Annotated in this window: 17 protein-coding genes and 2 pseudogenes; 7 read left to right on the top strand and 12 right to left on the bottom strand. The window is 70.3% G+C overall.

The genetic code is table 11. From position 1 onward, the window contains the following. Positions 1-19: 19 nt before the first annotated feature. Both FHU35_RS00580 and FHU35_RS00575 read right to left on the bottom strand, forming a co-directional pair. Positions 20-1,396 carry a tryptophanase gene (locus FHU35_RS00580; RefSeq protein ID WP_145735639.1) on the bottom strand — a complete coding sequence of 459 codons (1,377 nt, stop codon included), beginning with the start codon at positions 1,394-1,396 and terminating at the stop codon, positions 20-22. Between the two features lie 101 nt (positions 1,397-1,497). After that, complete coding sequence (locus FHU35_RS00575) at positions 1,498-2,574, bottom strand: tryptophan dimethylallyltransferase family protein (RefSeq protein WP_145735637.1); 1,077 nt, start codon at positions 2,572-2,574, stop codon at positions 1,498-1,500. A 617-nt stretch (positions 2,575-3,191) separates the two neighbouring features. Here FHU35_RS00575 and FHU35_RS30100 point away from each other — a divergent pair. Beyond that, positions 3,192-3,920 (top strand): hypothetical protein, encoded by a 729-nt coding sequence (locus FHU35_RS30100; RefSeq protein ID WP_145735635.1) that lies wholly within the window; start codon positions 3,192-3,194, stop codon positions 3,918-3,920. A gap of 54 nt (positions 3,921-3,974) precedes the next feature. On the opposite strand, the gene FHU35_RS00565 is transcribed toward FHU35_RS30100, so the two are convergent. The 5 genes and pseudogenes from FHU35_RS00565 to FHU35_RS00545 form a co-directional block, all read right to left on the bottom strand. After that, complete coding sequence (locus tag FHU35_RS00565; RefSeq protein ID WP_145735633.1) at positions 3,975-5,123, bottom strand: LLM class flavin-dependent oxidoreductase; 1,149 nt, start codon at positions 5,121-5,123, stop codon at positions 3,975-3,977. A gap of 11 nt (positions 5,124-5,134) precedes the next feature. Next, positions 5,135-6,148, bottom strand: a complete 1,014-nt coding sequence (locus FHU35_RS00560; protein WP_246109984.1) for an ABC transporter substrate-binding protein — start codon at positions 6,146-6,148, stop codon at positions 5,135-5,137. Positions 6,149-6,557: 409 nt separating this feature from the next. Beyond that, positions 6,558-7,774 (bottom strand): annotated as a pseudogene (locus tag FHU35_RS00555) (IS3 family transposase). Positions 7,775-7,999: 225 nt separating this feature from the next. Beyond that, positions 8,000-9,316, bottom strand: coding sequence for an MFS transporter (locus FHU35_RS00550; RefSeq protein ID WP_145735631.1), 1,317 nt, complete (start codon positions 9,314-9,316; stop codon positions 8,000-8,002). Positions 9,317-9,420: 104 nt separating this feature from the next. Continuing rightward, a complete protein-coding gene (locus tag FHU35_RS00545; protein WP_145735629.1) occupies positions 9,421-10,071 on the bottom strand; it encodes a TetR/AcrR family transcriptional regulator in 651 nt (216 codons plus the stop codon). 117 nt (positions 10,072-10,188) lie between these two features. Between FHU35_RS00545 and FHU35_RS00540 the strand changes: the two genes are divergently transcribed. The 3 genes from FHU35_RS00540 to FHU35_RS00530 all read left to right on the top strand — a co-directional run bounded on the left by FHU35_RS00540 (position 10,189) and on the right by FHU35_RS00530 (position 15,107). Next, positions 10,189-11,031 carry a shikimate dehydrogenase gene (locus tag FHU35_RS00540; RefSeq protein WP_145735627.1) on the top strand — a complete coding sequence of 281 codons (843 nt, stop codon included), beginning with the start codon at positions 10,189-10,191 and terminating at the stop codon, positions 11,029-11,031. Continuing rightward, on the top strand, positions 11,024-12,847 hold the full coding sequence (locus tag FHU35_RS00535; protein WP_145735625.1) for a bifunctional sugar phosphate isomerase/epimerase/4-hydroxyphenylpyruvate dioxygenase family protein: 1,824 nt from the start codon (positions 11,024-11,026) through the stop codon (positions 12,845-12,847). Before FHU35_RS00540 ends, FHU35_RS00535 begins: the two co-directional genes overlap by 8 nt. A gap of 70 nt (positions 12,848-12,917) precedes the next feature. Then, a complete protein-coding gene (locus tag FHU35_RS00530; RefSeq protein WP_145735623.1) occupies positions 12,918-15,107 on the top strand; it encodes a beta-glucosidase family protein in 2,190 nt (729 codons plus the stop codon). Between the two features lies 1 nt (position 15,108). Here the strand turns inward: FHU35_RS00530 and FHU35_RS00525 are convergent. The 3 genes and pseudogenes from FHU35_RS00525 to FHU35_RS00515 form a co-directional block, all read right to left on the bottom strand. Beyond that, positions 15,109-15,978: pseudogene (locus tag FHU35_RS00525) on the bottom strand (NAD(P)-dependent oxidoreductase); the annotation flags it as partial. 162 nt (positions 15,979-16,140) lie between these two features. Further along, the gene (locus tag FHU35_RS00520; protein WP_145735619.1) at positions 16,141-16,407 is read right to left on the bottom strand and encodes a DUF3040 domain-containing protein; all 267 of its coding nucleotides are present in this window, start codon (positions 16,405-16,407) and stop codon (positions 16,141-16,143) included. Between the two features lie 198 nt (positions 16,408-16,605). Then, positions 16,606-19,095, bottom strand: a complete 2,490-nt coding sequence (locus FHU35_RS00515; RefSeq protein ID WP_145735617.1) for an ATP-dependent Clp protease ATP-binding subunit — start codon at positions 19,093-19,095, stop codon at positions 16,606-16,608. Between the two features lie 219 nt (positions 19,096-19,314). Here FHU35_RS00515 and FHU35_RS00510 point away from each other — a divergent pair, with 219 nt between their 5' ends. After that, positions 19,315-19,929: a class I SAM-dependent methyltransferase gene (locus tag FHU35_RS00510; RefSeq protein WP_342788479.1), complete on the top strand. Its 615-nt coding sequence runs from the start codon at positions 19,315-19,317 to the stop codon at positions 19,927-19,929. A 42-nt stretch (positions 19,930-19,971) separates the two neighbouring features. Next, positions 19,972-20,469, top strand: a complete 498-nt coding sequence (locus tag FHU35_RS00505) for an XdhC family protein (protein WP_145735613.1) — start codon at positions 19,972-19,974, stop codon at positions 20,467-20,469. A gap of 51 nt (positions 20,470-20,520) precedes the next feature. On the opposite strand, the gene FHU35_RS29105 is transcribed toward FHU35_RS00505, so the two are convergent. Continuing rightward, positions 20,521-20,658 carry a hypothetical protein gene (locus FHU35_RS29105; RefSeq protein ID WP_186459198.1) on the bottom strand — a complete coding sequence of 46 codons (138 nt, stop codon included), beginning with the start codon at positions 20,656-20,658 and terminating at the stop codon, positions 20,521-20,523. Positions 20,659-20,680: 22 nt separating this feature from the next. Next, entirely contained in the window at positions 20,681-21,352 is a 672-nt protein-coding gene (locus FHU35_RS00500; RefSeq protein WP_145735611.1) for a helix-turn-helix transcriptional regulator, read from the bottom strand. 129 nt (positions 21,353-21,481) lie between these two features. Here FHU35_RS00500 and FHU35_RS00495 point away from each other — a divergent pair, with 129 nt between their 5' ends. After that, positions 21,482-22,126, top strand: a complete 645-nt coding sequence (locus FHU35_RS00495) for a DUF2249 domain-containing protein (protein ID WP_145735609.1) — start codon at positions 21,482-21,484, stop codon at positions 22,124-22,126. Positions 22,127-22,285 lie beyond the last annotated feature (159 nt).

Genomic DNA, 22,285 nt, shown 5'->3' with positions numbered 1-22,285 from the left:
GCACCCGGCGAGAGCCGGTTCAGCTGGTCAGCGGTGCGGTCCGGCAGCGGAAGTGCCGCAGGATCGGCGGGTTCTCCGTCATCCGGTAGCCGGGCACCGCTTCCGGTGCCTTCGCGATCCCGGCGAGCACCTCGCCGACGTATTCCAGGTGGCTGTGGTCGTAAACCCGCCGCGGCAGGGCGAGCCGAACCAGCTCGAACGGCGCGGGTGAGGTGAGCGCCCCGTCCTCGTCGAGCGTGCCCAGGTACAGCGACCCCAGTTCGGCGCAGCGGATCCCGCCCTCGCGGTAGAGCGCGCAGGCCAGCGCGTGCCCCGGGAACTGCGCCGGGGTGAGGTGCGGGAGCAGTCGCCCGGCGTTGAGGTAGACGCCGTGCAGCCCGGACGGGCGGATCGTGTCCACACCCGCCTGGTGCGCACGTTCGGCCAGGTAGGCGGCCTCGTGCTCGCGATCGGCGAGGTATTCGGGCGTGACGACTTCGCGCAGGCCCTGCGCGAGCTGTTCCAGCGTCGAGCCGGTGAGCCCGCCGTAGGTGCGGAATCCCTCGGTCGCGATCACGTCGAGCTCGCACCGGTCGGCCAGCTCGTCGTCGTTGACCCCGATGAACGCACCCTCCGGTGCCAGGCCGTCCTTCTTCAGGCTGGCCACGGCACCGTCGGCGAGCGCGAACGCTTCCCGCGCGACCTCCAGGGGAGTGCTGGTGCGGTAACCGGGTTCTCGGCGGATGACCAGCCACGCGTTCTCGGCGAACCGCGCGGCGTCGAGGATCAGCGGGACGCCGCGCTCGTGCGCGAGCGCGCTGATCTCGTGGAGGTTGGCCATCGACACCGGTTGCCCGCCGCCGCCGTTGTTGGTGATGGTGACCAGGATCTGCCCGACGCGCGGACCGTCCGGCCCGTCCAGGACCTCGCGGACCGCGGCGACGTCGATGTTGCCCTTGAACGGGTGATCGCTATCGAGGTCGAAGAGCTCCTGGGCGGGCAGGTCGCGCGCTTCGGCGCCCAGCCGCTCCACGTTGGCTCGGGTGGTGTCGAAGTGCGTGTTGCTCAGGCTGATCCGGCCCCGGTCGAGCAGCGCGGAGAACAGGACCCGTTCGGCGGCCCGGCCCTGGTGCACGGGCAGCAGGTGCCGGTACGGGACGACTTCCTGCAACGCCTCCCGGTAGCGGTAGTACGACTCGGCACCGGCGTAGCGCTCGTCGCCGAGCTGCGCCCACGCCTGCTGCTGGACGGAGACCGCGCCGGTGCCGGAATCCGACAGCAGGTCGATGCTCACCTGGTCGGCGGGCAGGTTGAACGGGTTGTGGCCTGCCGCGTCCAGCGCCTCGACCCGCTGCTCGCGGGTGGTGATCGGGATCGGGCGCACGACGGCGGAGACGTAGGGACGCAGGTGCGGCATGGGATGGTGCCTTTCGAGGTTGTCCAGGTGGTTCCGGAGCGGTCGCGCGCGGCGAGCGCAGGCGATCCGCGCCGCAACGCGGCTTTCGGTCGCCGGAGGGCTCAGACCGCGGTGCGGGGTGGGTTGCCGCCGTAGGCCTCCGAGGAGACGTAGAGGGTGGTGCCCGTCTCATCCGGGCTCATCCGCAGCGAGACGTGCGCGAGCAGTCCGGGGCGAGCGGCGAGGTCCCGGTCGGTGATCGCGTCGATGACCTCGTCGAGCAGCGCCGGATCGATCAGCCGGTCCCGCAGGTGGTCGCGAACCCTGTCGCGGGCCACCGAGTCGTCCGGGACGTAGTCGCGCAGCGGCAGGTAGATGCTGTAGTTGCTGGGCTTCTCGCGATCCCCCTCGACGAAGGAGTAGCTGGACACCAGCGGTCGGCCGGGGAAGCGCTCGGTTCCGGGTGCGAGCAGCCGGCAGAAGTCGCCGACCTGGTAGCGGTCGATGCCGGGCACCGCGGAGGCGGCCCGCTCGACGGCGTCGATGCCGGCGTCGTGCTGGGATATGTAGAGCTTGACCCGCGACTGCGGGCTGTGGTCCAGGTCCAGGGCGAAGAACGTCATCCGGTCGGCTTCACGGCACAGCGCGTGCTCGCGGACGCCTTCGTAGGCGTGATCGAGCCCGAGCCTGCGAAACGCCTCCTCGACGACCTGCGGAGCGCGATCAGCGCCGCGCACGTCCGGGTTGAAGTACACCTTGAACGCGGGACGACCTGTGGCGTCGAAGATGAACGAGAACCACCAGGAGAACCTGCCCTGCGGGTCCTGCGGGCTGAACAGGTCCTCGACGGCGCGCAATCGGTCCAGCGGCAGGTCGTAGCGCTCGGCCAGACGTGCCACCAGGTCCTTGGCCGCGCGCAGGTTGGCGACGGGGCCCGGGTCGGCGGGCAGCGTCTCGGCGAGGATCCGCAGGCTCGGGCGTCCCGAGCCGGTGACCTGCACGGAGAACTCGACCGGGGTGGCGTCGTCGGCGATGTTCGAGGGCCACAGCGGTGGCTGCGCCAACGGCCGGTCGTGCACCGCTCCCATCACCTCGCCGAGCAATCGGACGGGTTCGGCCTGGTCCATTCCCACGACTCGGCAGAGGTTCTGCAACTGCTTTCTCGTCAGCTCGCCGAGGGTCGTGTCGGCAGTGCTCATCGCAGCCCCGATCAATGTTACTGGGGACTCCGGCTCGTGCTTTCGCCGGAAAGTTACGAGCGGACACAATAGTATGCGCGATCTTGAGCAACCAGCGCCGCGAAGCGCTCCGAGGTCACGACCGCCGCGGGCTGAAACCCCTTGCAGGGGATGTGAACTGCGCGAACACGTCCCGGTGGAACCGATGCCGAACAGTGATCAACACACTGTTCCCACCAGGCCGGAACTCTGGCAAAGAATTCACTGTGGACTGTGTAATTCTGCCCACCGCAACTCCTCGGATCCGTGGCTGCCGCCGAACGTGGAGCGCAGCGCCCGTTCGGTCGCCGACCTTCGCATTGCCGTGCCGAGGAGGACCCGGTGTGAACAAAGGGAAACGGCCGCGCGAGTATGATCTTGAGAAGGCCCGCCCGGTCGGCGTTGGCGAGGGGCGTCGGAAGCGCCGGAAGCCGCGTCCGGTCGAGGGGGCGCTGAAGCGTCCAGGTCCGCCTGGCCGGTCGGTGATGGCGTACAACAGGCGTGATCAGGCCCGCAGAGGCGGGTGACGGGCGCGGGTCCGGAGGTCGTTCTCCGGTACACTTCCGCGGCCGGGCGCAGAGTGAAGTTGGAGAGTCTCGATGGCACGTGACGCGGACCGCGACGATTCCGGCGGGGTCTCAGCGATCCTGAACCGGATCGACCCGTTCGCGTGGGTACCGATCATCGTGATGCTGGTACTCGCGCTCGTGACGGCGCTGGTCCTGCGGGTGCCGCTGCTCGGGCTGATGTTCCTGATCGCGGCCCTGGCGATCTTCGGCTTCGACCTGTGGATCAACAGTCGCAGCGGATCGGCCCGGGCGCCGATGCGGATGCCGCGCCGCAGGCGGCGGGACGAGGACGACTTCGACCGCGACTTCGACGTGGATCGGGACTTCGACGGCGACTTCGACCGGGGGCTTTCCCGGTCCGAGACTTCTCGACCGGAGCGCGGCGCTCAGCCGCCCGCCGGTCGTCCCGGGGCACGGCCTGCCGGAACCAACCAGGCCCGTCCCGGTGGCCCCGCCCAGGGACGTCCTCCGGGGCAGGGTCGCCCCGCCGGTCCGCCGCCCGGAGGTGGCCGTCCCGGCGCCCCGAACCAGGGACGCCCTCCGCAGGGCAACCCGCCGAACCAGGGCGGCCGTCCGGCAGCGCCCGGCCAGGGCCGTCCCGGCGCCCCCAACCAGGGACGCCCTCCGCAGGGCAACCCGCCTCCCGGGCCGCCACCCGGTGCGGGCCGCCCGGGAGCCCAGCCCCCGGGTCCGGGTCGCCCCGGCGCTCCCGGTGGTCGCCCACCGCAGCGCCCGGCCCCTGGCGGCAACCGCTACTGACGCACGCGAACCGGCCCCCGGTGGACTCCACCGGGGGCCGGTTCGCGTGCGCGGTCAGTGCGGTGCGGGCTCCAGGTCGCGAGCGGCACCCGGGGCGGTGGTCTCGCGCAGGCCCCGGCGGGCGAGCTCGGGGTGCACGCCCTCGCCGAACCAGTACGCCTCCTCCAGGTGCGGGTAGCCCGAGAGCACGAACTCGTCGATGCCCACCGCGTGGTACTCCTCGATCAGGTCGGCGACCTCGGAGTGGCTGCCCACCAACGCCGTTCCGGCCCCGCCGCGCAGCAACCCGACACCGGCCCACAGCCCGGGGTGGACCTCCAGGTCGCGTGCGCGCGAGGGGAGGACCCCGCCGTGCAGGGCGGCCATCTTCTGCTGGCCGACGGCTTCGGTCTTGGTGATCTTGGCCTGCGAGGCCGCGACGTCGGCCGGATCCATCTGCTCCAGGAAGCGCTGCGCGGTGCCCCAGGCCTCCGCGCTGGTGTCGCGGGTGATGACGTGGGCGCGCAGGCCGAAGCGGAGCTGTCGTCCCTCCTCGGCCGCCAGCTCTCGCAGCCGTCGCACCTTCCGGCCCACGGCCTCGGGCGGTTCGCCCCAGGTCAGGTGCACGTCGGCTCGCCGGGCGGCCACCGGCAGCGCGGCGTCCGACGAGCCGCCGAAGTACAGCGGCGGCGCGGGCTCAGGCGCTTCGAACGACGTCGCCCCTCGCACGCTGTAGTGCTCGCCGTCGAAGTCGAACGGCTCGCCGGCGAAGATCCCGCGCAGCACCGCCAGGAACTCGTCGGTGCGCGCGTAGCGCTCGTCGTGGTCGAGCCAGTCGCCGTAGCGCTGCTGCTCGGTCGACTCACCCCCGGTGACGATGTTGAGCAGCAGTCGTCCCCCGGAGACCTTCTGGTAGGTGCTCGCGAGCTGCGCGGCCAGGGTCGGCGACAGCGAGCCTGGCCGGAACGCGACCAGGAACTTGACCCGGCTGGTGCGCGCCAGCAGGGCTGCCGTGGTGATCCAGGCGTCCTGGCACCAGCTTCCCGTGGGCGTGAGCATGCCGGTGAACCCGAGGTGCTCCACGGCCTGCGCGACCTGGGCGAGGTAGTCGATGTCGGGTCTGCGCGGTGTGTCGGCTCCGGTCGGCGTGGTGTGCGGACGGTCCACGACGGACCGGCCGTCGCCGTGGGTGGGCAGGAACCAGTGGGTGGTGATGTTGGACATGAGGTCTTCCCCTAGGCGGTGGCGAGCTGGGTCGCGAACCGGTTGTCGACGAATTCGGCGAAGCCGAACCGGCGAGGGATCTCCTTCGCCGCGACGAAGGCGTCGGCGAGCTCCTGCTCCGAGCGGATCACCTTCTCGTCGAGCGCGACCGGCACGTCCGGTCCCAGGTCGGTGGCCTTGCGGGTGACCTCGATGCGCAGCCCGGTGTCCTGCGACCAGGCTTGGGCGCGCTTCTCGCGGTTGGTGTCGGCGAACCGGTTGGCCCTGGCCAGCCGGGTGAGGTAGTCCGCGATCGCGCTGTTGCGCTTCGCGTCGGCCAGCGCAGCCGTACCTGCGACCTGGAAGCTGTAGCCGTTGGCGCCGCCACCGCGCCCGTCGGCGATCGGGCGCGCACCGGATTCGAGCTGGATCTGAGCGAAGTAGGGGTCCCAGATCGCCCACGCGTCGACCGCGCCCTGCTTGAACGCGCCGAGCGCGTCGGCGGGCTGCAGGAAGACGAGCTCGACGTCGTCGGGCGTGAGGCCGACCGCGGCCAGGGTCTGCAGGATCTGGCCGTGCGCGGAGCTGCCCTTGGAGACGGCGATCTTGCGCCCGCGGAGCTGCTCTCGCGACTGGAGCGGGGAATTCGGTAGCACGACCAGGGCGTCGCTCTCCACGTTGCCCTGCGAGGCGGCCACGATCTTGATGTCGGCACCGGCCGCTGCGGCGAACAGCGGGGGAGTGTTGCCCGTGCCGCCGATGTCGATGGCGTCGGCCGACAGCGCTTCCAGCAGCGGCGGGCCGGAGGTGAAGGTCGCCCACTCGACCTCGTAGGGGAAGTCGTCCAGCCCGGCGGAGCGCAGCAGCGACTGGGACGCTCCCTTCTGGTCGCCGACGCGCAGCGTCACCCCGGAGAGCTGCTCGGGTGCGACGGGTGGCGGCACGGGTGCCGACTCCGCGTCACCAGCACGGCCTCCGGAGCACGCGGTGAGCAGGCCGACTGCCGAACCGGCAGCGGCCAAGGACAGGAAATCACGACGGCGCAAGGTGTTTCACTCCATCTGCGAGGCATGACGCATCGGCCCGGGAGACGACGTCACCGGGCGTGCGCGAGGAGCCGGTCAGTCCAATGCGGAGCTGACCAGGCGGGGGAGGGGCTGATCTCGCGCGCTTCTCAGCGGGAAGCGCGCAGGGGGCCTCAAGGGCTCTACTGAGCCGGACAGATGGAGCTGGCCTGCCGTCGCAGATCGACGTGCAGGCGCCAGGAGGAGGCGTTCCGGGTGAACACGAGAGGGATGCTCGCAGCCCCCACCCGGCAGGTCAACGAAACCGGTCGCGGTCCCACCAGCCGGGATCGACCTGCCGCCGCCCGAGGCAGGGCCGAAACCCAGTTTTAGTCCAAACTGAGCCGACATTTCGGACTGGGGTTCCCCCGTGGGGGTGGACACCGGGTTTTTATGCGGCGTGTAGATCGACTGTAGTGGTCGTGGTGTGTTGTTCGTGGTGGATGGGGCTGTGGTGGCCGAGGGCGGAGTGTCTGCGGTGGTGGTTGTAGTAGGCGATCCACCGGAATATGTCTTGTCGTGCTTGGGTTTCGGTGCGCCAGAACGATCGGCCGGGGGCGAGTAGTTCGCGTTTGAGGGTCGCGAAGAACGATTCGGCCAGGGCGTTGTCGTAGCTGGATCCGACCCTGCCCATCGACCGTTGGATGCCGTGTTGGTCGCAGAGATGTCCGAATTCGGCGCTGGTGTATTGCCGGCCGCGGTCGCTGTGGAACACCACCCCGTCGACCCGCCCACCTCGGGTAGCGATGGCGGATTCGAGTGCGTCGCAGACCAGCCCGGCGGTCATGTGATCGGCCAGTGACCAGCCCACGAGCCTGCGCGAGGACATGTCGATCACCGTGGCCAAATACAGATACCCGCGCCCCAACGGCAGGTAAGTGATGTCGCCGCACCACTTCTCATCCAGCCGGGTGGCGGTGAATTCCCGGCCCACCAAATCCGGTGCCGGGGCCGCTTGAGCGTCGGGCCGGGTGGTGCGCTGGTATTTCCGCTGGTGACGGCCCACGATGCCGTGCTCGGCCATCAACCGTTCCACCCGTTTGTGGTTGACCAGCCGGCCCCGCGAGCGCAGTTCCATCGTGATCCTCGGCGCCCCGTAAGCGCCGTGGTGTTGGTGGTGGATCTCGCGGATCTCCGCCACCAAGGCCTCATCCTCACCGACCTTGGATTGCCGGGCCGATTCAGCCTTCAACCAGGCATAATAGCCCGACCGCCAGAGTCCCAGGACAGTGCAGATCCGCTGGATGGCCCACCGGCCGGAATGGGCGGAGATGAACCGGTAGCGGAGGGTCATCGACCCATCTCCTTGGCGAAATACGCGGCTGCCGTGCGCAGAATCTCGCGTTCCTCTTCCAGCTCGGCCACCCGTTTCCGCAGCTCAGCGAGCTCCACATCCTTCGCTGCCTCGCTGGGTTGCACCACGCCCGGCTCCTGGCCCGTATCGGGCTCCTCGGTGTCCATGCGGGCCTTTCTAACCCACACCCGCAACGTCTCGGCGTTGAGTCCCAGCTCCCGGGCCACGTGATTCACACTGCGCCCCGAATCAGCCACCAACGCCACCGCGTCCCGCTTGAACTCCTCCCGAAACTTCGACTTCCTCCGCGTCACCAAAAGACACTCCTCCCCAGACCCGCAGGCCCAGAATCAGGGTGTCCAGACCCACGGGGGAACCCCAGGACATGATCATGGCTCGGTTTGGACTAAAACTGGCTCACTCCTGCAACTTTCACCCGATGAGGTGTTCCGGGGGTCGTTCTTCATGCGCGCGGTGGTCGTTGCCTCTGGTGTGGAACTCAGCGCACCGCCGCGCGCATCAGCCCCTGGAGCCGTTCCTCAGGCCGCGGCCGGAGTTCTGGGCAGGCCCAGGTTCGGCGTTGCGGTGGTGTGGGTTTCGCGAGCGGAGGCGACCGCGATGATGTTGAGAGCGCAGAGACCCGCGGTGAACAGGGCGACGTAGATCCAGCCTTCCCGCCCGCCGCCGATCGCCGCGGCGATGCTGGGGGAGAAGCCGGCCAGCGCGAAACCGATCTGGGTTCCCACGGCCATGCCCGACAACCGCACCTTCGCCGGGAACATCTCGCCGTAGAACGCCGGCCAGATCCCGTTCGTGGCGCTGTAGACGACGCCGAAGAGCAGGATTCCGAAGGTGAAGATCAGCGCCCAGCTGCCGATCGACAGCGACCACAGGTAACCGAACATCAACACCGCGCACCCCGCCGAGCCCCCGATGAACACGGGTTTGCGGCCGATCCGGTCCGACAGCGCGGCCCACAGCGGGATCGCCGCCAGCGCAACGACGTTGGCCAGCACGCCCACCCACAGGATCGGGGTTTCCGCCAAGCCCGCGGTGTTCACCGCGTAGCTCAGCGCGTAGACGGTGAACAGGGTGCTCACCGCGGAGATCACCGAGGCCACGACGACGCGGAGGACGTCCGCCCACTGCTCGCGGAACAGCGGGACGAGGGGAGTCCTCTCCTGCTCGGCGTGGGCGACCTCGTCGACGAACACCGGTGTCTCGTCGAGCTTGCTGCGGATGACCAGCCCCACGATCACGACGACCGCGCTGAGCCAGAACGGCACTCGCCAGCCCCAGCTGAGCAGGTGCTCCTCCGGGAGCGCGGCCACCGGGAGGAACACCGCGGTGGCCAGGATCTGGCCGGCCTGGGTGCCGCTGAGCGTGAAGCTCGTGTAGTAGGCGCGCCGGTGCTCGGGGGCGTGTTCCAGCGACATCGAGTTGGCGCCGGCCTGCTCGCCGGCTGCCGAGAAGCCTTGCAGAAGGCGCAACGCCACCAGCAGGGCGGGTGCGGCCACGCCGATCTGGTCGTAGGTGGGCAGGCAGCCGACCAGGACCGTGGAGATCCCCATCAGCAGGACGGTGGAGACCAGGACCCGCTTGCGGCCGAAGGCGTCACCGATGTGGCCGAGGACGAACGCGCCGATCGGCCGCGCCAGGTAGCCGACGCCGAAGGACGCCAGCGCGAGCAGCGTGCCGGTCGTGGGGTCGGAGGTCGGGAAGAAGATCTTCTTGAACACCAGCGCGGCGGCGGTGCCGTAGATGAAGAAGTCGTAGTATTCGAGCGCGCTTCCGATCCACGCGGCGATGGCCGCCTTGCGCGGTTTGCCCCGGGTGGCTCTCGGGCCGTCGGTCACTTTCAGCTCCAGCGAGTCCGTGCACCGTTGCGCGGTGACTTATGAACCATCTAGTTAGTTCCAAAGACTGTGAAGCGCCCGTGAACGTGTGTCAAGGCCCGATTTCACCTGCGTGACAAGAAGTCGAGCACCATGTCGCCGAGCATCCGCCGGTAGTGGTCGCGGCGTTCCGGGTCGAGCAGGTCGCGCTCGAAGATCGCCTGGAACGTGTAGCGGTTGGCGGTGCGGAAGACGCAGAACGAGCTGATCATCATGTGCACGTCCAGCGCGTCGACGTCGTCGCGGAACCGGCCGCTCTCGCGTCCGCGTCGCAGCACTCCGTCGAGCACCTCCACCGCGGGTCCGGCCAGTCCGGGCAGCAGCTCGGACTTGGCCAGGTGCTCGGCGCGGTGGATGTTCTCGATGCTGACCAGTCGCAGGAAGTCCGGGTGCGACTCGTGGTGGTCGAAGGTCAGCTCGGCCAGCCTGCGGATCGCCTCCGCAGGTTCGAGCTGATCGACGTCGACCTCGTTCTCCAGGCCGCGGATCACCGAGTAGGCGTTCTCCAGCGCCGCGAGGTAGAGCTTGTCCTTGCTGGAGAAGTAGTAGTAGATCATCCGCTTGGTGGTGCTGGTGCGCGCGGCGATCTCGTCCACCCGGGCTCCGGCGTAGCCCTTGTCGGCGAACTCCTCGGTGGCCACTCGCAGGATCTCGGCGCGCGTCCGGTCGGCGTCGCGCTGCTTGATCGCTCCGGTGTCGGACGTCGGTGCGGCCACGATGCTCCCCTGCGGTTGTTGCACTTCAGCGCCACTCTAGTCGACGAAGCCTTCCGGTCGGGGAGGTCGTGTGCGTACTATTAACTAGCTAGTTCGTTACTTATTGGGGAGTGCGGAGTGCACGACGGCTACCTGGTGGGCCTCATCGGCGCGGGCATCGGCCCGTCCCTGAGCCCGGCGCTGCACGAGCGGGAGGCCGCCGAACTCGGCCTCGACTACCGCTACCTGCGGTGGGATCTGGACGAGCTGGGCGAGCCGCCGGCGGCCGTCGGCGAGGTGCTGGCCCGAGCCCGCGCCGAGGGATACCGGGGCCTGAACATCACCCACCCCTGCAAGCAGCTCGTGTTGGAACGGCTCGACGAGGTCGACGAGGACGCGGCCGCGCTCGGCGCGGTGAACACGGTGGTCTTCGACGGGCATCGCGCGATCGGTCACAACACCGACCACTCCGGGTTCGCCCGCAGCTTCCGGCGCGGCCTGCCCGACGCCTCGCTTGAGCGGGTGCTGCTGCTCGGGGCGGGCGGTGCCGGAGCTGCGGTGGCGCACGCGCTGCTGGGGCTGGGCGCCGGGGAGGTGCGCATCCTCGACAGGGACGCCGAGCGGGCTGCCGCGCTCGCCGACTCCCTGCCGTCGCACGCGGTCGTCGGAGGCGGGCTGGCCGACGAGCTGGCGAAGGCGCACGGTCTGGTGCACGCGACGCCGACCGGGATGGCCGCGCATCCCGGACTCCCGGTGCCCGCCGACCAGCTGCGGGCCGAGTTGTGGGTCGCCGACGTCGTCTACCGCCCGCTGGAGACGGGGCTCGTCCTCGCCGCGCGCGAACGCGGCTGCCGGGTGCTCGACGGCGGTGGCATGGCGGTGTTCCAGGCGGCCGGATCGTTGCGCCTGTTCACCGGGCTGGAACCGAACGCCGAACGCATGGTGCGGCACTTCGCCGAACTGGAGGGAGCGCATGTCTGAGCCACGACGGTCCATCGCCACGGTCTGCCTGTCGGGGACCCTGGAGGACAAGCTCGCCGCCGCTGCCGCAGCCGGTTTCGACGGTGTGGAGATCTTCGAGAACGACCTGATCGCCTCGGCGGCCTCGCCCTCCGCCATCGGTGCTCGCTGCCGGGATCTGGGGCTGTCGGTCGAGCTGTACCAGCCGTTCCGGGACTTCGAGGCCGTCCCGCCCGCGCGGTTGCGCGACAACCTGCGCCGCGCCGAGCGCAAGTTCGACGTCATGGAGCAGCTGGGCGCGGACATGGTCCTGGTGTGCTCGACGGTGTCACCGGACGCCGTCGACGACGACGAGCTGGCCGCCGAGCAGCTGCGGACGCTGGCCGAGCGCGCGCAGGACCGGGGCGTGCGAGTGGCCTACGAGGCGTTGGCCTGGGGTCGTTTCGTCAACACCTACGAGCACTCGTGGCGGATCGTGCGCCGCGCCGACCACCCGGCGCTGGGGCTGTGCCTGGACTCCTTCCACGTGCTCTCCCGCGGCGGAGACCCTGCGCTGATCCGCACCATTCCCGGCGACAAGCTGTTCTACCTGCAGCTTGCCGACGCGCCGAAGCTCGACATGGACGTGCTGCAGTGGAGCAGGCACCACCGGCTGTTCCCGGGACAGGGCTCGTTCGACCTGAAGGCCTTCGCCGGCAACGTCCTCGACGCCGGCTACACCGGGCCGCTGTCGCTGGAGGTGTTCAACGACGTGTTCCGGCAGGCCGATCCGAAACCCGCTGCGGTGGACGCGATGCGCTCGCTGCGACTGCTGGAGGAGCAGCTCGGCGTCCCGGTCGCCGAACCCGCTCCGGAGCTCGACGGGTACGCGTTCGCCGAGCTCGTGGCCGACCCCGCGAATGCCACGGGGCTGGCGGCGGCGCTGGACGCGCTCGGGTTCACCGAGACCGGCGAGCACCGCAGCAAATCCGTCCGACGCTGGGAGCAGGGCGGCGCGCGAGTGCTGATCAACACGACTTCCTCGACCGCGGACACCGCCGAGATCGGTGCGCTGGCGGTCGAGAGCTCCGATCCGCAGCGCTCCGCCCGCCGGGCCGTGGCGATGAGCTCGCCGATCCTGCCGCGCGAGCACGACCCGCAGGAGGCGGGCCTGGCATCGGTCGCCGCACCGGACGGCACCGGGGTGTTCTTCTGCGACACCTCCGCACCCGAGGGGTGGCTCTCCGACTTCCGCGACACCCGGGCACCGGGTGGAGGTCTGGGAATCACCGGCATCGACCACGTGTCGCTGACCCAGCCGTTCGACCACTTCGACGAGGCCGCGCTGTTCTGCCGGTCGGTGCTCGGCCTGGAACCGGAGGAGATCACCGAGTACGCGGCCCCGTTCGGCATGGTCCGCAACCGCGGGATGGTGGACTCCGGCCGCTCGGTCCGCATCGCGCTCAACGGAACCCTGGTGCGGCGCGGGGAGTGGGCACCGGCCGTCCGCGACCCGCAGCACATCGCCTTCTCCTGCACCGACGTGCTCGCGGCCGCCGAGCAGCTGCGCGCCTCGGGCGCTCCGGTGCTGGCCATCCCCGACAACTACTACGACGACCTCGATGCCCGCTTCGGGCTCGAACCCGAGCTGCTGGCGTCGCTGCGGCGATGCGCGGTGCTCTACGACCGCGACGCGGGAGGGGAGTTCCTGCACCTGTTCACGGAGCTCTTCGGCTCGCGGGTGTTCCTCGAACTCGTCCAGCGGGTCGGCGACTACGCCGGTTACGGAGTCGTCAACGCGCCGGTGCGGATGGCCGCGCACCGGAGGCAGCGGATCACTACTGCATCTGGACGATGATCCACAGCGAGTTCTGGCGGAAACTGGGTCAAATCGTACGACGTACGGAGTGAGAGGGGCCCTGCGCCAGATGCACCCAGTGAACCGCCGGACGCTCATGACCGCTGCCGGACTGGCCGGATTGGCCACCGCTCTGCCCACCGGGACGGCAGCAGCCGTGCCGGGGCGCTGCGGAGACCACGCGTGGTGCGATCCCGCGCTCTCGCCCGACCAGCGTGCGGCGATGGTGCTGCGCGAGCTGACCCTGGACGAGAAGATCTCGCTGCTCGGCGGCGACGATCTGGCCGGTGCCGCCGGATTCGGGCACACCGGCACCGGCCACGGCGTCGATCGGCTCGGGATTCCGCCGGTGTACTACGGCGACGGTCCCGTGGGATCCCGGCAGGGCAGCGGTACCTCGATGCCCTCCGGCGCGTCGTTGGCGGCCTCGTTCGATCCCGAGCTGGCCAAGACCTACGGCGCCACGGTGGCCAACGAGGTGCGCTGCAAGGGCAATGACGTGGTGTTCGGCCCGACCGTCGACGTGCTGCGGATTCCCACGTCCGGCCGCGCTTTCGAGGGGTTCGGCGAGGACCCGCTGCTGTCCGCGCGCATCGGAGTCGGCTGGGCCGCCGGAGCGCACTCCGAAGGCGTCATGGTCTGCGTCAAGCACTTCGCCGCCTACACCCAGGAAGGGCAGCTGGGCGTCGTCGGGTCGCGGATGCTCTACAACGCCGTCCTCGACGAGCGGACGCTGCGCGAGATCTACCTCCCGCCGTTCGAGGCAGCCGTCCGCGAAGCGGGCGTCGGGGCGGTGATGGGCTCCTACAACCGGGTCGGCGGTCAGTACGCCTGCGAGCACCAGTGGCTGCTCAACGACCTGCTCAAGCACGAGTGGGGCTTCACCGGCTACACCATCGCCGACTACGCCGCGATGCACTCGACCGGCAACTCGCTGGCCAACGGCATGGATTTCGAGCCCTGGCCCGCCTTGGTCTACTCGCCCGCCGCGATCCGCGCCACGCTGGCCTCGGGACAGGCCGCGACGTCCGATGTGGACGAACATGTCCGCCGCATCCTGCGAACCATGTTCTCGCACGGCATCTTCGACCGGGCCGAGTACCCGGACGACGACAGCCAGATCGACAAGGCGGCTCACCTCGAGACCGCCGGGCACGTCGCCGAGCAGGGCATGACCCTGCTGCGCAACGACGGGCTGCTGCCGCTGGACCCGAGCGCGCTGCGCGGCAAGACCATCGCGGTGATCGGAGAGGCCGCCGACGAGTTCGTGCAGGGCGGTGGTTCGTCCTCGACCACCCCCTACAGCTACATCTCACCGCTGCAGGGCATCGCGCAGCGCGGCGCGGAGGCAGGCATCACCGTCGTCCACGAACCGGGCAAGACCCCGGCGGCCGCGGCGGAAGCGGCTCGCAACGCCGACGTCGTCGTGGTGATCGCCTCGGACATGATGTCGGAGTTCCTGGACAAGCCGAACCTCGACCTGGACTCGGGCATCGCGCAGTTCCCACCGCCCGCGCTCGGCAACCCGCTGGCGAACCAGGACGCGATCATCGACGCGGCGCTGGAGGCCAACGCCAACACCGTCGTGGTGCTGGAGACCGGTGGGCCGGTGCGCACCCCGTGGCGGTACCGGACGCGGGCGCTGCTGGAGGCCTGGTACCCGGGCGCCAACGCGGGAACCGCGATCGCCAGGGTGCTGTTCGGCGACGTCGACCCCGGCGGCCGGCTCCCGCTGACCTTCCCGGACAGCGACGACGACACCCCGACCGCCGGCGATGCCGCTCGCTACCCGGGCGAGGGCCTGGACGTGCACTTCACCGAAGGCGTGTTCGTCGGGTACCGGCACTACGACGCGCAGGAGATCGAACCGGCCTTCCCGTTCGGCCACGGCCTGTCCTACACCTCCTTCGCCTACTCCGACCTGCGGATCAGCGGCGACCGGGTGAGCGTCGTGGTCACCAACACCGGCTCGCGCGCGGGCCACGCGGTGCCGCAGCTGTACCTCGGCCTGCCCTCCCCGCGCGAGGACGTGCCGCAGCCTCCGCAGCAGCTCAAGGGCTTCGCGAAGCTCACCCTCGAACCGGGACGCGCGGCGTCGGTGGAGTTCACCCTCACCGACCGCGCCCTGGCCTACTGGGACGAGCTGACGCGGGACTGGTCCGTCGCGCCCGGCGAGTACCGGGTCCACGTCGGCGAATCGTCCCGCGACGTCCGGCTGCGCGGTGCGTTCACCGTCGACGCGCCGCGGCGAGCGCGGTGATTCACCGCTTCGACGCGTAGTACACCGCAGCCATGTCCTCGTCGGCGTGTCCGGCGGTCAGGGCTCGGGCGAACCGGGCCCTGACCGCTTCGGCGAGGTCCAGCCGCACCGCGTCGCTGGCCGCCTGGGCCACGAGCCCGGCGTCCTTGGCGGCGGCCGAGAGGGTGAACGCGGGTGGGTACTCACCGCTGATGATCGCGGCGCCCTTCATGTGCGCGTAGGCGGAATCAACCGCGGTGTCCTTGATGGCGGCGAGGAACTGGGACGGGTCCACGTCAAGGTCCTCGGCGAGCGCGATGGATTCGCCCACGGCGTTGGTGAGGGTGAGGACCCAGTTGTTGGCGACCAGCTTCAGCCTGGACCCGCCGGCCAGGGCCGGGTCCTCGCCGACCCACTGGGTGCGGGAACCGACCGCGTCGAACACCGGCTGCACGCGGTCTCGCAGCTCCGGAGCACCGGCCGCCAGCACCACCAGCTCGCCCTTCTCCGCCGGGACCTTCGTGCCCAGCACCGGGGCGTCCACGACGGCGACGCCACCGGTGTCGGCCGCGGCCCGGCACACCGACTCGATGCCCGGTAGTCCGATGGTGCCCATCTGCACCCACACGGCGCCGGGATCGAGGGCGGCGGCCGCTTCACGGCCCGCGGCGAGCGTGGCCTCCGCGTCGAGCAGCATCGTCACCAGCACGTCCGCGCCTCGTGCGGCCTCGGCCGGGGAGTCGACGACGACGGCGCCGGACTCGGCCAGCGGATCGGCCCGGCTGCGCGTGCGGTTCCACACCCGCAGGTCGAACCCGGCGGCCACCAGGTTCCGCGCCATCGGCGCACCCATCGTGCCGGTGCCCAGGAAGGCGACAGTGGTCATCACGAGCTCCCAACCGCGGAAGAATCAGTCCGGCAACCGATTCTCCTCGTGGGCGCGCGCACGCACCAAACCGACACACCTCGGCGTGTGGGGAAGCGGGAAGCCGCGAGGCGTTCGGGCGCAGCGCATCCGCGGGGCCGCGCGGAATCCTCCGGCCACAGTGGACGATCAGTCGAGGCCGAGCCGCCAGTTGCGGGAGATCAGCAGGATCCCGGCCAGCGTCGCAGCGGTCAGGGCCGCCGCGCCCTCGTTGAGGAACACGCACATGATCGACAGCACTCCGGCGCAGGCGACCATCGCCAACCGTGCGGAGACGTTCGCGCGCACGTAGCCGAACATGCTGGTCTGGCTCAGCCTGCGCGCGAGCCTGGGATCGTCGTCGACGAGCTGTCGCTCGATCTCTCGCAGGCGGCGCTGCTCGTCCCTGGGGAGCATCGCTCACCTCCACCGGGTCAATCCCGCCTGGTTGAACAAGTATCGCAACGTGGGAACGTGCTGTGAAGGGTCAATCCGGGGGACGACCCCAGCAACCCGCAATGCCATGACCAGGTGAAACGCGAATCCGCGTCGGGTCGTCCGCGCACGAGAGGAGGCGAGCACCCGCAGGTGCCCGCCTCCTGGTGACTCGTCAGCTCACGCGGCGACCGGGGACTCCACCTGGAAGTCCAGACCACCGTCGCGGGTGCCGACCCGCAGCCGGGTGCCCTCGGTCAGCTGACCGTCCAGGAGCAGGTCGCTGATCCGGTCGTCGACCTCGCGCTCGATGGCCCGGCGCAGCGGCCGCGCCCCGAACTCGGGCTTGTAGCCGCGGTCGGACACCCAGGCCACCGCGTCGTCGTCGAAGACGACGTCGATGCCCAGCCCGGCCAGCCGCTTCGTGGTGGTCGACAGCAGCGCCCGCGTGATGGTGTGCAGCTGTTCGCCGTCGAGGCGCTTGAACACCACGATCTCGTTGATGCGGTTGAGGAATTCCGGGCGGAAGGCGTCCTTGAGCTTCGGCATGACCCGCTCCTCCAGGTCCTGGGTCGGGCTGCCGGCGGTGAAGCCGATCTTGCCGCCCGCGCTGGAGACGACCTCCGAAGCCAGGTTGCTGGTCATGATCAGCACGGTGTTGCTGAAGTCCACCGTGCGGCCCTGACCGTCGGTCAGCCGTCCGTCGTCGAGGACCTGCAGCAACGTGTTGAACACGTCCGGGTGCGCCTTCTCGATCTCGTCGAGCAGCACCACCGAGTAGGGGTTCCTGCGGACCGACTCGGTCAGCTCGCCGGCCTCGCCGTGCCCGACGTACCCGGGCGGGGCGCCGACCAGCCTGCTGGCCGTGTGGCGCTCCTGGAACTCGCTCATGTCCAACCGGATCATCCGCTGCTCGTCGCCGAACAGGGACTCCGCCAGGGCCTTGGCGAGCTCGGTCTTGCCGACGCCGGTCGGGCCCAGGAACAGGAAGCTGCCCACCGGGCGGTTCGGGTCGCCCAGACCGCTGCGGGAGCGCCGGACCGCGCGGGACAGCGCCCGCACGGCGTCGTCCTGGCCGACGACCCGTTGGTGCAGCTCCGACTCCAAGCTCTGCAGCCGGACCTTCTCCTCGGCGGTCAGCCGGGACACCGGCACCCCGGTCGCCCGCGAGACGACCTCGGCGATGTCGGCGGGACCGACCTCGACGACGCCCGACACGCCCTGTTCCAGACGTCCCTGCGCGGCGGTGATCTCGTCGCGCAGCGCTGAGGCGCGCTCGTAGTCCTCGGCGGCGACCGCCTCGTTCTTCTGCTGCTCCAGCCGTTCGACCCGCTCCCGCAACTCGGTGTCGTCGGAGATCCCGGAGTTCAGGCGCTTGCGCGCACCCGCCTGGTCGATCAGGTCGATCGCCTTGTCGGGCAGGAACCGGTCGTTGATGTACTGGTCGGACAGCTTCGCGGCCGCCTGCACCGCCTCATCGGTGTAGGACACCTTGTGGTGCTGCTCGTACTGCTCCTGCAAGCCCTGCAGGATCGTGATCGTGTCCGCCACGCTCGGCTCGGGAACCTGGACCGGCTGGAAGCGGCGTTCCAGGGCCGGGTCCTTCTCGATGTTCTTGCGGTACTCGTCGAGCGTGGTGGCACCCACGACGTGCAGCTCGCCGCGAGCCAGCCGCGGCTTGAGCATGTTGCCCGCGTCCATCGCGCCCTCGGCACCACCGGCGCCGACGACGGTGTGCAGCTCGTCGATGAACACGATCAGCTCGCCGCTGTGCTCGGAGATCTCGTCGATGACCTTGGTCATCCGCTCCTCGAAGTCACCGCGGTAGCGGGTGCCGGACAGCATCGCCGAGAGGTCCAGCTGCACGACCCGCTTGCCGGTGAGCACCTCGGGGACGTCGCCGGAGGCGATGCGCTGGGCCAGGCCCTCCACGATCGCGGTCTTGCCGACGCCGGCCTCACCGACCAGCACCGGGTTGTTCTTGGTGCGGCGGGACAGGATCTCGATGGTCTGCTCGATCTCGTCGGCGCGGCCGATCACCGGGTCGAGGTGGCCATCGCGGGCCCGCTCGGTGAGGTCCGTGCCGTACTCGTCCAGCGTCGGCGTCGCGCCGCCGCTGGGGCTGGACTGCGGAGCCTGCTGCGGCGCGGCGGGGCGCTGACCGGCGTCTCGCAGAGCTTCCGGGCCCGCACCGGCGGAGGCGAGCAGGCGCCCCGTCTCCGTCTCGGGGTTGGCCGACAGCGCCAGCAGCAGGTGCTGCGGGCCGATGTAGGTCGAACCCAGCGCACGAGCCACCCGGTGGGCGTCGGCCAGCGCGGTGCGCGCCGCCAGCGTCAACGAGATCGACTCGTCGTCGACCTGTCCGCTCGCCGCGGGCAGGTGTCCTTCGACCTGCTTCGCGAACGATTCGGTGTCCACGCCGACCTGCGCCAGCTGCGCCCGGGTCGGCTCCTGCTTGGCGGCCGACCACACGAGGTGCAGGGCGTCGAGGCTGCCCTGACCCCGGTCACGGGCGAACTTCGCTGCTTCGCCGACCAGCTGCTGCGCCTGCTCGGTCATCAGTTCCGTGATGTCGACGCGGCGAGAGCCGGACGTGGCGTCGTCGGCCCCGAAGAAGCGCGCGAAGTACTCGTCGAACGGGCCACCGACCGGTCCGAAGAACGTCGCCATTCTCAACCTCCTCGTGGCGGTGTTGCGAAGCATCGCCGCCATCTACTTGAGTCTGTCACTATCAACCAACATAAGTGAGGACCCGGTAATTCCCAATCGATCGACGAGTGGCGCGCATCACTGCGCACCGCGGGCCCGGCAGCGTTGACCTCCAGTTAGGTGGAGGTTGCACGCTGATGTGACCTGCTCGAACGAAGGGGACACATCATGGGAACGTCAGTGGATCGCTCAGTATTCGACGAGGCGTATGTGGCGGGCACCGCACCTTGGGTGATCGGTGCGCCGCAGCGGGCGATCGTCGAGCTCGAACGCGACGGCGAGATCGGGGGAGCGGTGCTCGACCCCGGTTGCGGCACCGGCGAGCACACCATCCTGCTCGCCGAACTCGGGTACGACGTGCTGGGCGTGGACTCCGCGCCGCGCGCGATCGCACTCGCCGAGGACAACGCCGCCGATCGCGATGTGGTCGCGCGCTTCGCGGTCGCCGACGCGCTGGCGCTGACCGGCGGGCCCTACGACACGGTCGTCGACAGCGCCCTGTTCCACGTGTTCGGCGAGGACGACCAGCGCCGCTACGCGCGCAGCCTGCACGGCGTGTGCCGGCCTGGCGCGACGGTGCACGTGCTGGCGCTGGCCGACGTCGAGCCCGCGCTGGGGCCGCGGGTCGCCGAGTCGGTCTTCCCGAGCGTGTTCGCCGACGGCTGGCGGTTGGAACGAGTCCGCCCGACCACCTACCAGGGCGTCGCCAGGGGTGAGCACGCCCAGGTCCTCGGCGTCGCGGACGGCGAGCAGGTCGACGTCCCGGCCTGGCTGGCGACGGCGACCCGGCTGTAGCGGGAGTGGTCCCGGCCGTAGCGCGGCTGGCATGCTGGGCGCATGACCGAGGATGTCGCGTGCGCGGTCGCGCACGGTGAAGTGCCGAGCGAATCCGGACGTCGAGTGCTGGCGGCCGTCTTCGCCTCGCCCGTCGCCGAACACCTGCTGCGCTACGGCCGGGACCTCGGCTACGACACGATGCTCGTCGAACCCGACCCGCACCGGGCGGCGGGCCTGGACGCGCTGACCGGGATGCCGGAGCTGAGCCCGAGCACCGATGTGGTCGTGACCGACCACCACCGCGACGAGCTCGGCCCGATGCTGCGCGATGCCCTGCAGCACGAGGCGCGCTGGATCGGGATCATGGGCAACCCCCGCCACGCGGGCCCGCACGTCCAAGCGCTGCGCGACCTCGGCGTCGACGACGTCCAGATCGAGCGCGTGCACCGGCCGATCGGCCTTAACATCGGCTCCCGCACCCCGCCCGAGATCGCCATCGCGACGCTCGCCGGTCTCGTCGCCGACCGCAACGGCAAGCCCGGCGGCTTCGAGTTCTGACGCTCATTCCCCCAGATCCGGGCCGAAGACCTCGTAGTGGAGGTCGCCTGATCACTCGCCGTCCGGGTCGATCTCCGCGCCGCAGTTCTGGCAGCGGGTGGGTGGGTCCTCGTCGGCGATGCGGCCGCATTCCGGGCAGACGCGCGCCAGCCAGCAGGCCGGGTCGCCCTGGGGATCGGGTTCGCTCATGATCTCCCCGCTGTCGTGATCATCAATCCCGCTCGGCGGTGGCCAGGTGGACGACGCACCGGTCGGGTGCGGCGAACGGCTCCAACCGCTCGACCGTGATCGGGGATTCTTCCGCGCCCACCGCTCCTCGCATCAGGCCCAGGTGGATCGCGCAGGTGATCTGCGGCTCGGTCGCAGCGAATTCGAGGAACGGGCAGTTCCGCAGGCTGATCTGCGGCGCACCGCCGGACTCGCGATCGGTCTCCCTCTCCGGGGCGAAGCCGATGTCGTCGAGCAGCGCGACGAGGTCGTCGACGGCCTGGCCCGAGTCGTGCGCGCCCGTCGCTGTGCCGTGCTTGCGTCCCCAGGCGCTGCCGGCCTCGACCGCGCGGTCGGCTCGGTCGGGCTCGGCGGCGATGGCGTCGACCAGGACTTCGGCCAGCAGCCGGTAGTGCCGGGGCCCGGTCGGGTTCATCCCCGCGACGGCCTGGAACAGCCGGGGCGGCCTGCCCGGAGTCCGGTGCTCCGGGCTGACGGGCTCGACCTGGCCGTTCGCCACGAGGGCGTCCATGTGGAACCGCACGGTGTTCGGGTGCACCTGGAGCTGGTCGGCGATCTCCGCGATCGGCAGCGGACGTGCCGCCGTGCGCAGTGCCCGGACGATGTCGCCGCGTCGGCCCGTGCCGTCCTGCGGCCTGGTGTTCCGGCTCGGCATGCTGTCACCTTCCTCCTGGTGGCGGCGAAGTCGCCGGCCCGTGCGGCCGTCGGGTCACGCGCCGATGGCGAAGGCCGTGTCGTAGAGTTTACACAAGGTTGACTTGTAAGAACTCTTCAGGAGGAGTCGATGCCGGTGGAGCTGTCCCCGCAGCCGGACCAGGAGCTGGACGTGCGCCCGCTGCGCAAGCCGGACAAGCACCCCACGATCTTCACCACCTACGCCTCGTTGCCGGTCGGTGATGGGTTCGTGCTGATCAACGACCACGACCCGAAGCACCTGCGGGACGAGTTCGAGGTGGAACACCCGGGCAGCCACCGGTGGGACTACCTCCGCCGCGAGCCCGGGAATTGGCGCATCAAGATCACCAAGCTGGCGGCCGCCCCGCTGCCCAGGGTCCTGCTCAACACCGCCGAGGAAGTCCCCGACGGCGGAGCCGCGGGCGCGGTGTGGACGCTTCCCTTCCGCGAGCGGGACCTGGATTCCAACATCATCGCGCTGTCCGCGAACGGCCGCATCGACGCGCACGTCGGCCCGGACCTGGACGTGCTGATCCACGTTCTCGCCGGCAGCGGCGAGCTCGAGACCGAACTCGACACCGTGGAGCTCAGCGCGGGAGCGCTGGTGTGGCTCCCGCGCCGGTCCCGCCGCCAGTTCACGGCAGGACCCGAGGGTCTGCGTTACCTCACCGTCCACCAGCGTCGCCAGGCGCTCGTGCTCGACGTCGGCCTCGCGCGCGGCGGCGGCTCCACCGCCGCGGACGGGCAGCGGTGAGCGGACCGCGGGGGGAGGCGAATTCCCGCGCGGCCACCGGGAGAACGTCGTGAGGAACTCGCCCGTCGAAGTAGGCTTCGGCCCTCGCTGACCTCCTCGACGACGGTGCGCACAACTCCCGCGGCCAGGAGTTCCGACCCTCGCCCCGAGGCGATCCGG

The sequence above is a fragment of the Saccharopolyspora dendranthemae genome (assembly GCF_007829955.1).
Taxonomy (GTDB): domain Bacteria; phylum Actinomycetota; class Actinomycetes; order Mycobacteriales; family Pseudonocardiaceae; genus Saccharopolyspora; species Saccharopolyspora dendranthemae.
The sequence above is the reverse complement of the archived record's forward strand: the minus strand, read 5'-3'. Positions and strand labels throughout refer to the sequence as shown.

What these genes read in the sequence shown, in the direction of transcription:
- FHU35_RS00580 (WP_145735639.1), bottom strand. Translation starts at nt 1,396, where the DNA reads ATGCCGCACCTGCGTCCCTACGTCTCCGCCGTCGTGCGCCCGATCCCG.
- FHU35_RS00575 (WP_145735637.1), bottom strand. Translation starts at nt 2,574, where the DNA reads ATGAGCACTGCCGACACGACCCTCGGCGAGCTGACGAGAAAGCAGTTG.
- FHU35_RS30100 (WP_145735635.1), top strand. Translation starts at nt 3,192, where the DNA reads ATGGCACGTGACGCGGACCGCGACGATTCCGGCGGGGTCTCAGCGATC.
- FHU35_RS00565 (WP_145735633.1), bottom strand. Translation starts at nt 5,123, where the DNA reads ATGTCCAACATCACCACCCACTGGTTCCTGCCCACCCACGGCGACGGC.
- FHU35_RS00535 (WP_145735625.1), top strand. Translation starts at nt 11,024, where the DNA reads ATGTCTGAGCCACGACGGTCCATCGCCACGGTCTGCCTGTCGGGGACC.
- FHU35_RS00530 (WP_145735623.1), top strand. Translation starts at nt 12,918, where the DNA reads ATGCACCCAGTGAACCGCCGGACGCTCATGACCGCTGCCGGACTGGCC.
- FHU35_RS00520 (WP_145735619.1), bottom strand. Translation starts at nt 16,407, where the DNA reads ATGCTCCCCAGGGACGAGCAGCGCCGCCTGCGAGAGATCGAGCGACAG.
- FHU35_RS00515 (WP_145735617.1), bottom strand. Translation starts at nt 19,095, where the DNA reads ATGGCGACGTTCTTCGGACCGGTCGGTGGCCCGTTCGACGAGTACTTC.
- FHU35_RS00505 (WP_145735613.1), top strand. Translation starts at nt 19,972, where the DNA reads ATGACCGAGGATGTCGCGTGCGCGGTCGCGCACGGTGAAGTGCCGAGC.
- FHU35_RS29105 (WP_186459198.1), bottom strand. Translation starts at nt 20,658, where the DNA reads ATGAGCGAACCCGATCCCCAGGGCGACCCGGCCTGCTGGCTGGCGCGC.
- FHU35_RS00500 (WP_145735611.1), bottom strand. Translation starts at nt 21,352, where the DNA reads ATGCCGAGCCGGAACACCAGGCCGCAGGACGGCACGGGCCGACGCGGC.
- FHU35_RS00495 (WP_145735609.1), top strand. Translation starts at nt 21,482, where the DNA reads ATGCCGGTGGAGCTGTCCCCGCAGCCGGACCAGGAGCTGGACGTGCGC.